We start from the raw sequence: 9,612 nt of genomic DNA on the forward strand, positions 1-9,612 counted from the left end.
AACAACGCTGAGACAATGAAAAATATATATATTTCCTTATTCGCCTTCTTATTTGCTTTTACCCTGCATGCACAGGTAGACCGTACCAAGTTGCCCGAACCGGGTCCTGCGCCAAGTATCGAATTTGCAGATCCGGCCACCTTTACCCTGGAAAATGGACTGAATGTTTTTGTAGTACCAAACGATAAACTTCCCAGGGTGTCTTTTTTCATGATATTGGACCGGGATCCTCTTTTTGAAGGAGACAAGGCAGGCCTTACCAGTTTTGTCGGAGATATGATGATGGCAGGAACTGAGTCCAGATCCAAGGATGAACTGGATGAAGCCGTAGATTTCATCGGCGCTTCTCTGAGTGCCAGTTCTACTGCACTCTCCGCCTCTTCTCTGAAAAAACATCAGGGGCAGGTATTGGATTTGATGACCGACGTTTTGTATCACCCCGTTTTTCCCGAAGAAGAATTGGATAAACTTAAAAAGCAGTCGTTGACAAATCTGGCCGCGAGCAAAGATGACCCCGATTACCTTGCGGGTGTAGTTTCTTCTGCGCTCGTGTACGGTTTGGATCACCCGTATGGAGAACCACTCACCGAGAAAACCATAGAGAACGTGACGGTAGAAGATGTCAGGGACTATTATACTACCTATTTTAAACCCAACATTGCCTATCTGGCCATTGTTGGGGATATAGATGAGGAAGAAGCGCGACAATTGGCAGACAGGTATTTTTCGTCCTGGAAAAAGGGAGAGGTGCCCGAATTTGAATACCCCAGGCCTACCCCTCCTGCCGAAAACCAGGTGGCCTTGCTGGACAGATCGTCTGCCGTCCAGTCTGTAATTAACCTTTCCTATCCGGTAGAGATGCATCTTCCGAATGAGGATTACATGGCAACACGGGTGCTCAATTTTATTTTAGGAGAAGGATTTAATTCCAGGTTGAATGGCAATCTGAGGGAATCCAAGGGATACACCTATGGGGCCAGATCCAGTTTTGGATCAGACCAGCTCATCGCCAGATTTTCCGCCAATACTTCCGTCAGGAATGCCGTTACTGATTCTTCCATACATGAAATGATCTATGAAATCCGAAACATGGCGGAGAGTGGGATCACTGAGGATGAGCTGGAGATGGCTAAGGCAAACCTGAGTGGACGGTTTGGAAGGTCGCTTGAAAACCCCAATAATATAGCTTCTTTTGCGATAAATATTTCCAGATATGGTCTTCCTGCTGATTTTTATAGCAATTATCTGCAGCGCCTGGATGCACTCACGGTTGAGGACATCAATGAAGCTGCCAGAAAATACATGATGCCGGAAAACCTTTACATCACTGTTGTTGGCAATGGCTCGGAGATAAAGGATGGGTTGGCCCGGTTTGGAGAGGTCAGCTTGTACAATGAGAGTGGGAAGGAAGTGCAGGAAATCCAGTTGTCTGATGATAGCAAAACTGCGCCGGAGATCATCGCCGACTACCTGGTAGCCATAGGCGGCCGCGATGCTGCCGAAAGCATCAAATCTGCTAAACTGGAAATGTCTGCTGAAGTGCAGGGTACCAAATTAGACATGGTGGCGCTACACGACATGGAGGGACAGCGAATGATACAGAAAGTACTGATGATGGGCAATGAGGCCTCAAAGACCATCCTTAAAAACGGAGAAGCCACCGTCAGTGGAATGGGACAGTCACAGACACTTTCTGATGAACAATACGAAGATTTAAAAATGTCTTCATTGTGGCTGATACCTGAGCTGCATTATGAAAATATGGGCTACACGATTGAGCTGGACGGAGCTTCTGATATTGAAGGGGAGTCGGCTTACAAGGTAGTCATTACAAATCCTACCGGAGGAAAAGTGGTCAATTACTACAGCATCGATAGCGGGCTCAAGTTGAAAAGTGAAAATCAAATTTCCGGCGAGACGTTCTATCTGGATTACCAGGAATTCGAAGGGGTAAAAATTCCCGTCGAAATGTCCCTTAAAAGCCCTATGATTCCTGTACCGTTAAATTCCAAAGTGAATAATCTGGAATTAAATGTAACTTTGTCAGATCAGGATTTTGAATAATTTCACCTTTAAAAAGTTTGCTTGTGAATCACTTTATTTTTCTGCTCCTAACAGGTGCACTGTTTATCTCCGTTAGTAACCAGGCTATCAGGGAAAGTACCGACATGCCTGTGTTGGAGAATCGGCCCATTGACGTAACGCCAGGCAAGGTTCTCAGTGATTATGTCGAAGCGATAGGTGGTGCAGAAAAAATAGAGCAGGTCAAAACCCTTGTACTGGTGATGGAAGCTACAGTACAGGGCATGGATGTGGAGATGAGCACCATTCGCGATGTGGACGGCATGCGCATGATGCAGCAAATTGTGATGGAGGGAAACGTCGTTCAAAAGACCGTAGTAAAGGATAATGAGGGTTATATGAGTGCTATGGGTCAGGTGCAAAACCTGACAGTTGACCAATTGGAAACACTGAAGACCAATATTTTTGCTTTCCCGGAATTACACTACGAAAGGATGGGGTTTAGCATGGCTATGGGAGACAATAGGGAAATCAACGGAGAAGAGGCCTATACACTCTTACTCTCAAATGAGGAAGGTATGAGTAGCAGGGAATATTTCAGTGTTTCCACTGGGCTCAAATTGAAGATGGAGACTGATATTGCAGGCGACGTGGAGTTTACGGACTATAAAGAAATCGAAGGCATTCTTTTCCCGACCAGAATAAATATTTCCAATCCCATGATCCCGGTGCCTCTGGAAACGCGCTTAGTTGACATTCAGATAAATCAGCCCCTGGACGATTCCTTGTTTCAGTAAATCGCACTTGCATCTGCGTAATGGTGCACCTGATCAGGCGTTAGGATGGTTTTTCATGTATTCATCGAGAGAAAACTTTCCGGATCCGTAGATCAGAAAAACCAACAGTAGTATCAGTACCGCCAGGGAAATACCAAATTCTCCGCTGTTGGTCACAGAAAGAAACCTGGAGTCCATATTGGCAAAAAATACCGCGCCTATCAGGATCGGGACCTGAACCACCACCGCCCAGCGGGTCAGCAGGCCTAATGCTATCAGAATTCCTCCTACCAGGTGCGCAAAGGCTACATAATGTGCCAGGGCCATGTGAAAGAAACCAATATCCATTTCCCGGATCAGATTCATCAGTTCATCTGTATTGGATATGAAAGTAACCCCTTTGTAAAGGATGAATAAACCAAGTGCTATCCGAATGAAATCAATCCACCTGGGATGATGCCTGTCGGCCCAAAGTTCGATTTGGTGTAAGGTGTCCATCTTCTGATCTGTTTGGTTTACAGTGATTTGTACGCATTTTTTGCTATTTGGTTTATCTATGGACACTATTTGTACATGCGCTAACTATTTATAAACTCTGAGAATGCAGCTTCGGACCCGGCAAGTGTGATTTTGTAGTCTGCGTAGTACATCTTGTCTGAAGACGAAAGGAATACTTCCATTTCAGATTTCCTCCGATCAAACTTCAAATGCAGACCTTCTCCTGACAACTGGTAGGAGAAAATTCTGTCGCCAATCATCATTTGTTCATATGCCATCGATCTGGGATGAATTTTCAGGACCTCACCCTTACTGTTGACCTTTATCCCATATGCAGTTTCCCATCTGTCCTTTTTTGCTATTTTCCTTACCTGCAGCCCTATGGTAGGGAGAAGCTTTTCGAGTAAGGGATACAGGTCGGCTGTACCGTATACAAACCTGGCAAAAAACGAAGATATGTCAGCCCGGTTGTTTGCAAGAGAGGTGACAATGGATTTAAAGTCCTCAATATTATATCCTTTCTGCGTTCGCCCATATTTTTCCCACATTTGCCGCATGGCTTCATGCATACGGTGTCCGTTTTGTATCAGCAAAAGGTCCAGGGCAAGGGTGATCAGGGCACCATGGGTATATATGCTTACCTTTTTGTCCGGTACGCCGGCTTTGTAACCATCCAGCCAGAGGTCCCAGCTCGATGCGGCTATAGATTGATTTTCCCATCCCAGGTTTTCAAAGGCCCTTTCGAAGAGTTTTTCCAACAAGAGCAAGTATTCTGCTACGGAAAGGTGTCCCGATTTCAGCAAATAGAAGTCGCCCATAAAGCTGGTCACTCCTTCTGCAAGCAGCCCCTCTGAAAAAAAGCCCTCAACAGAAAAGTCATAGGGGAGTAAGGCCTTTGGTCTGATCCTGCATACATTCCAGAAGTGGTACAATTCATGGCTGCATACGCCAATGAGTCGGTTCCAGCCTTCCTTCCGGCCCAGGGACTCATCCGTCCCGATGGTAATGACGGTCGAGTATTTGTGCTCCACCCCATGGTAATGGGAAAAAGGTAGCAGATGTATTAAAAAATGATAGTCCCCTGCCGGGAATTCACCAAAATCAGCTATCTGCGCTTTAGTAAAATTGCTGAATACGGATAAGGTGTTCTCCCAGTCGAAAAAAACCTTTCCAGATACCCAAATGTGAAAAGAAGAGTCATTTACCGCATACATCCTGTGCTGCAATTTCGGGGAAGCAATAAGCGGGCTGTCTACCAGCACCTGGAAATTTTTAGCCTGTAAAAGGTTTTTTGCCAGTTGTGGCAGTGCGCAGGCCAACCGGTAGTTGTCAGGGAGGTCCAAGCTGACCTCAATGGTTTCTTCTTCCCTGCCCCTGATGCTGAAAGCAAGGTTGATAAAATTGATATAAACCTGTTCGGCATCTACCCAACTTCCTCCGGCATCCATCTGCGCAGCGTGGTAAAAATAGTTAATGCTGTGCGGTCCGTTCTCTTCCGCCAGAAATTCCCACAGATCCCCTGTTTTTTTCTCGCAGCGGACAGGCGCATTCGGTCCGGCGACCGACAATGATTTGATAAATTGGGCATAATTGGCTTTTTCATACCTCCCTGGGCGCCAGGAGGGCAGTTGAAGCTGCATGGTTTCTCCCTTTTTACACTCCAGCTTTAGCTGAATGTATAATAACTGAGAGACTGGGTTGGGTAGGGAAAAGGTATATTTCATAGGCTGAAATTTTGAAGTTATAAGTTGATAGTTGGTCTTCGCCAGACCGAAGCTTGCATTCTGACCGGCGTTATTATGTCCGTATCAAGCCGGATTTTTGGGAAGCATGCCAGCGGACTTAAACAAAAGTAAGCCACTGATTTGTAAATAAAAAAATCCTATCTATCTTTGCACTCCTTTTAAAACAAGAGTCAAATCATTAAAATATAGCGATAATGAAAAGAACATTTCAGCCTTCCAAAAGGAAAAGACGAAACAAGCACGGTTTCAGAGAGAGAATGTCCACTGCCAATGGCAGAAGAGTACTTAAAGCCAGAAGAGCTAAAGGCAGGCACAAATTATCGGTTTCATCTGAGAAGACCCTTAAGAAGTAAAGCCAATTCCGCTCCCCTTATGAGGTAGTTATTTTAAATTTATATGATGGATTGTAAGTTTTCAAAAGAAGAAAGATTACATTCCAAAAAGTTAATTAAGGAACTTTTTGACAAAGGTTCCTCTTTTTTTTTATATCCCTTTAAGGTATATTATCTGGAAAAAGAGCATTTGCCCCACAATCAACTGTTGATTTCTGTTTCTAAGAAGAAATTCAAGAAAGCGGTAGATAGAAATTATATCAAAAGAAGGGTAAGAGAGGCCTACCGGTTAAACAAAAAAGTGCCTTGTGGACCAGTCGCTTCTGGTAAACTTATAGCGCTAATTTACGTTTCTCAGGATTTGATGGGATTCCATGATATTGAACCAAAGATCAAAAGGATTCTGAAAAAAATACCTCAGTGAAATCTAGTAACGATGAAAAAATTTATCCCGAAAAAGATTGCCCTAAGCCTGCTGTTGCTGTTGGCAATGGCGATAACCTTGCTGTCCTTTCAGCCGAGGAATGACAAGCTTTTTAATATCGCCAAGAATCTCGATATTTTTGCTTCCCTGGTCAGGGAATTGGACTCATACTATGTGGATGAAATTAACCCCGACGAGCTGGTCACTGTAGGGATCAACGCCATGTTGGCAGAGCTGGACCCCTACACAGAATACATCCCCGAGGAAGATTCTGATGAATTCAGAATGATGACCACCGGGGAGTATGGTGGGGTAGGAGCTTTGATCGGAAACAGAACTGGCAAGAACATGATCCTGATGCCTTACACGGGATTTCCTGCACAGGAATCCGGTCTGAAGGTCGCCGATGAGTTGCTGAAAGTCGATGGCGTCGATGTAGTGGACAAAAACACCGCAGAAATCTCCAGCTTATTGAAGGGGCCGGCAAATACCGAGGTAGAAGTAGTGGTAAAACGCGGTGAGCAGACACTTTCCTTTGATCTTACCAGAAAGAAAATTGTCATCAGTAACGTACCCTATGAGGGGATGGTGGATGAAGAGACCGGTTACATTAAATTAACCGATTTTACGACCAATGCGGCAAATGAAGTGGCCCGCTCTCTGGAGCATCTGGAAATGATGGGCGCAAAGAAGATCATTTTGGACGTAAGGGACAATCCTGGCGGTATTCTCACCGAAGCGGTAGGAATTGTCAATCTTTTCATTCCAAAAGGCAGGGAAGTGGTACGGACCGTAGGAAAGCTGGAAAATGTTAATGCGGAATATAAAACCCGGAATTCTCCGAAGAACAAGAATATTCCGCTGGTAGTCATGATCAATGAAAGAAGTGCTTCTGCCTCTGAAATTGTAGCCGGAGCATTGCAGGATTACGACCGGGCAGTATTGGTAGGAAGGAAGTCGTTTGGAAAAGGATTGGTTCAGAGCACGGTACCGCTTTCCTACAATTCTCAGGTCAAGCTGACCACGGCCAAGTATTATATTCCCAGTGGTCGCTGCATTCAGGAAATTGATTATAGTGAAAAGGACGAAAATGGCAACGGGAGCTACGTCGCGGACTCCCTCAGAAAGGAATTTAAAACCAGAAATGGACGAACAGTTTATGATGGTGCCGGTATCGAACCGGACATAGATTTAGAACCCCGCTCTTTTGCACCGATTACTTATAGTCTGGTAACCCGAAGTCTGATTTTTGATTTTGCCAGCGAGTATGCTATGAAATACGAAAACATACCCGCAGCCAGGCAATTTGAAGTGAGCGATGAACTATACGGTGAATTTGTCGCCTGGCTCCAGGATAAAGAGTACGATTATACCACTCGGGTAGAGAAAACCATTGAGGACTTAGAAAAGTACGCTGAAAAGGAAAAGTACTTTGAAGATATCAAGGGCGATTTGGCCTCGTTGAAAAAAAGTGTCAGCCACAGTAAAGAGCAGGACCTGATCTCCTTCAAAGATGAAATCAAAAATGCACTCAAGGATGAGATTGTTTCCCGGTACTATTACCAGGAAGGCCTCATAGCAGCCTCCCTGGAACATGATCCCGAACTATTGAGGGCGGTAGAGGTATTGGGAGACATGGATAGATACGAACAGATCTTATCTCCGGCCCGAGACTAAAAGTTCTTTTTGTGGCTTTTTTGGTCATTCTTGCAGATCCATCGTGCGCAATGGCTATATCCATGAGGAAATGTCAATGAATTTAGGTAAAATAATTGTTAAAGGGGCGTATTGAAAGCGGACGCCAATTGATCTGCGGGAATTGAAAGGCACAGTTGCTGTCGGATCAAAAGATTCACCAGGGGAGAATTTATTTTTTTGTAAATTCTTATGTAAACGCAAATCAGTGGGAACAGGTATTTTGATATGTGTAAAATCCTTTCTATAGAGACCTCTATATCGGTATGTTCGGTTGCGATCCATGATCGGGGCGAACTTGTGGGTTTATTGGAACTGTATCAGGACAACGTTCATGGAAGCAAACTGGCACCCTGCATCCACTCACTTTTGACGCAGTGCGGCATGAGTATGCGGGAGTTGGCTGCGATAGCGGTTTCCCAGGGTCCAGGCTCATATACCGGCCTGAGGATTGGCGTAGCTGCTGCGAAAGGAATGGCATTTGCTCTTGATTTGCCACTTATAGGGGTAGATAGTCTGGATGCACTGGGCCATTCGCTGGTAGGACAAGTGCAGCCGGGATCGTTTATCGTTCCGATGATTGATGCAAGAAGAATGGAAGTTTATATGAAAGTATTGGATCACGAGGGCAATACCTTAATTGGTGTGAAACCAGAGGTTTTGGGGCCAAATTCTTTTGAAAAATTTGTAAGCTCCGGAAGGGTTTACTTTCTGGGCAATGCGAATGAGAAGACCCGGGGATTGCTGAGCGCTGCCAATGCCGTTTTTGTCGACAAGGTAAATTCAGCTGCTACAGTTGGGGCGATAGCGTTTCATAAATACCAATCTGGCCAGACGGAAGATATCGCCTATTTTGAACCGAACTACTTGAAGGAATTTATGGTTCTTAAGTCAAAGAAAAATCCGTTATTGTCATGAGTGAGATAGTAAACAGGGTAGCCAACAGTCCTATAGTCACCGTTGATTTGGAGAAATTTTATCTGCCAGGTGAGCGTGAGGAGTTTGATCTGGCTCCATTTCTTTACCAGGGGTTGGTCATCAGGGAGATGGATTTCAGGCAAAGCATGAAGGAACTGGATTGGTGTGTATACAAAGACAAGTACGTGGCTGTTCATTGCTCCGCAGATGCAATTGTTCCGACCTGGGCATTCATGCTGGCGGTAGTTAATCTGCAAAAAGTTGCCAGGGACGTGGTAATCGGTGATTTGAATGCACTGGAAATTCACTTAATGGGTAGTTCCCTGAGGAAACTGGATTTGGAAGCAATGCGGGACAAACCTATTGTGATAAAAGGCTGCAGCAAGTTGCCTGTAGTGGATTACGCCTATGGAGAAGTGATCCGTATGATTTTGCCGGTTGCCAAAAGCATTATGTTTGGGGAGCCCTGCAGCACGGTACCTGTTTACAAGCGGCCCAGGGAAAAGGCAAGCCGGTAAAAAACCAACTGTTTTTGAGTAATTTAGACCTTTTGGAAAAATAAATACACAAACATATTTGGGGAATTCCCAAAAGGGCTCTATGTTTGCATTCCCATTTGAGAAAAGCACGAATGGCAGTGCAAAAAAAGCTGGTTTTTCCGGTTTAATTTGAAGGAAAGTCAGGACAGATTAGATCAAAACTTTTCTTAATTTAATTTGAAAATTCAAAATTTTAAGGCGACCTTTGCATTCCTGTTTGGGGAAAGTTGATCAAAAGACTGAAGAAATTCAGCAGTCGGGTAATAAAGTTATCCGGAAAGTTCTTTGAAGTAGTGTAAGATAGCATAAAAAAATTCTGGGAAATCGATTCAATTCGATCTGGAAAATACAGTGGCTATCAGTTACTTTAGGGTGATTGGTAGTTCACACACAAACTTTACAATGGAGAGTTTGATCCTGGCTCAGGATGAACGCTAGCGGCAGGCCTAATACATGCAAGTCGTACGGGATTCAATCTTTCGGGATTGATGAGAGTGGCGCACGGGTGCGTAACGCGTATGCAACCTACCTTTCACAGGGGGATAGCTCCCGGAAACGGGAATTAATACCCCATGGTATATATTCACTGCATGGTGGATATATTAAAGATTCGTCGGTGAAAGACGGGCATGCGTAGGATTAGCTAGTTGGTGGGGTAACGGC

At 44.6% G+C, this 9,612-nt stretch carries 9 protein-coding genes and 1 rRNA gene; 8 read left to right on the plus strand and 2 right to left on the minus strand.

The genetic code is table 11. The features are described from left to right. The first annotated feature begins 15 nt into the window (after window positions 1-15). Together BUB19_RS16365 and BUB19_RS16370 are read left to right on the plus strand one after the other, a co-directional pair. The gene (locus tag BUB19_RS16365; protein ID WP_073095711.1) at window positions 16-2,064 is read left to right on the plus strand and encodes a M16 family metallopeptidase; all 2,049 of its coding nucleotides are present in this window, start codon (window positions 16-18) and stop codon (window positions 2,062-2,064) included. Window positions 2,065-2,087: 23 nt separating this feature from the next. Further along, on the plus strand, window positions 2,088-2,819 hold the full coding sequence (locus BUB19_RS16370) for an outer membrane lipoprotein-sorting protein (RefSeq protein ID WP_143156068.1): 732 nt from the start codon (window positions 2,088-2,090) through the stop codon (window positions 2,817-2,819). Window positions 2,820-2,852: 33 nt separating this feature from the next. On the opposite strand, the gene BUB19_RS16375 is transcribed toward BUB19_RS16370, so the two are convergent. Together BUB19_RS16375 and BUB19_RS16380 are read right to left on the minus strand one after the other, a co-directional pair. Continuing rightward, complete coding sequence (locus tag BUB19_RS16375; RefSeq protein WP_073095775.1) at window positions 2,853-3,296, minus strand: DoxX family protein; 444 nt, start codon at window positions 3,294-3,296, stop codon at window positions 2,853-2,855. 80 nt (window positions 3,297-3,376) lie between these two features. Then, the gene (locus tag BUB19_RS16380) at window positions 3,377-5,020 is read right to left on the minus strand and encodes a M61 family metallopeptidase (RefSeq protein ID WP_073095717.1); all 1,644 of its coding nucleotides are present in this window, start codon (window positions 5,018-5,020) and stop codon (window positions 3,377-3,379) included. A gap of 215 nt (window positions 5,021-5,235) precedes the next feature. Here BUB19_RS16380 and rpmH point away from each other — a divergent pair, with 215 nt between their 5' ends. The 6 genes from rpmH to BUB19_RS16410 form a co-directional block, all read left to right on the plus strand. Then, entirely contained in the window at window positions 5,236-5,394 is a 159-nt protein-coding gene (rpmH, locus tag BUB19_RS16385) for a 50S ribosomal protein L34 (protein WP_073095720.1), read from the plus strand. Between the two features lie 43 nt (window positions 5,395-5,437). After that, window positions 5,438-5,797, plus strand: a complete 360-nt coding sequence (gene rnpA / locus BUB19_RS16390) for a ribonuclease P protein component (RefSeq protein ID WP_317041596.1) — start codon at window positions 5,438-5,440, stop codon at window positions 5,795-5,797. Window positions 5,798-5,809: 12 nt separating this feature from the next. Next, window positions 5,810-7,474 carry a S41 family peptidase gene (locus BUB19_RS16395; protein WP_073095722.1) on the plus strand — a complete coding sequence of 555 codons (1,665 nt, stop codon included), beginning with the start codon at window positions 5,810-5,812 and terminating at the stop codon, window positions 7,472-7,474. A 246-nt stretch (window positions 7,475-7,720) separates the two neighbouring features. Beyond that, on the plus strand, window positions 7,721-8,410 hold the full coding sequence (tsaB, locus tag BUB19_RS16400) for a tRNA (adenosine(37)-N6)-threonylcarbamoyltransferase complex dimerization subunit type 1 TsaB (RefSeq protein ID WP_073095724.1): 690 nt from the start codon (window positions 7,721-7,723) through the stop codon (window positions 8,408-8,410). Continuing rightward, window positions 8,407-8,928: a DUF2480 family protein gene (locus tag BUB19_RS16405; protein WP_073095727.1), complete on the plus strand. Its 522-nt coding sequence runs from the start codon at window positions 8,407-8,409 to the stop codon at window positions 8,926-8,928. The genes tsaB and BUB19_RS16405 overlap by 4 nt, the downstream gene beginning before the upstream one ends. Before the next feature lie 420 nt (window positions 8,929-9,348). Beyond that, window positions 9,349-9,612: ribosomal RNA gene (locus BUB19_RS16410) — 16S ribosomal RNA — on the plus strand; the annotation flags it as partial.

This window comes from Cyclobacterium lianum, assembly GCF_900143075.1.
Lineage (GTDB): Bacteria > Bacteroidota > Bacteroidia > Cytophagales > Cyclobacteriaceae > Cyclobacterium > Cyclobacterium lianum.

Excerpts from the sequence above, each read along its gene's own strand:
- BUB19_RS16395 (WP_073095722.1), top strand. The coding sequence starts at position 5,810 with ATGAAAAAATTTATCCCGAAAAAGATTGCCCTAAGCCTGCTGTTGCTG.
- BUB19_RS16380 (WP_073095717.1), bottom strand. The coding sequence starts at position 5,020 with ATGAAATATACCTTTTCCCTACCCAACCCAGTCTCTCAGTTATTATAC.
- BUB19_RS16405 (WP_073095727.1), top strand. The coding sequence starts at position 8,407 with ATGAGTGAGATAGTAAACAGGGTAGCCAACAGTCCTATAGTCACCGTT.
- BUB19_RS16365 (WP_073095711.1), top strand. The coding sequence starts at position 16 with ATGAAAAATATATATATTTCCTTATTCGCCTTCTTATTTGCTTTTACC.
- rpmH (WP_073095720.1), top strand. The coding sequence starts at position 5,236 with ATGAAAAGAACATTTCAGCCTTCCAAAAGGAAAAGACGAAACAAGCAC.
- tsaB (WP_073095724.1), top strand. The coding sequence starts at position 7,721 with ATGTGTAAAATCCTTTCTATAGAGACCTCTATATCGGTATGTTCGGTT.
- rnpA (WP_317041596.1), top strand. The coding sequence starts at position 5,438 with ATGATGGATTGTAAGTTTTCAAAAGAAGAAAGATTACATTCCAAAAAG.
- BUB19_RS16375 (WP_073095775.1), bottom strand. The coding sequence starts at position 3,296 with ATGGACACCTTACACCAAATCGAACTTTGGGCCGACAGGCATCATCCC.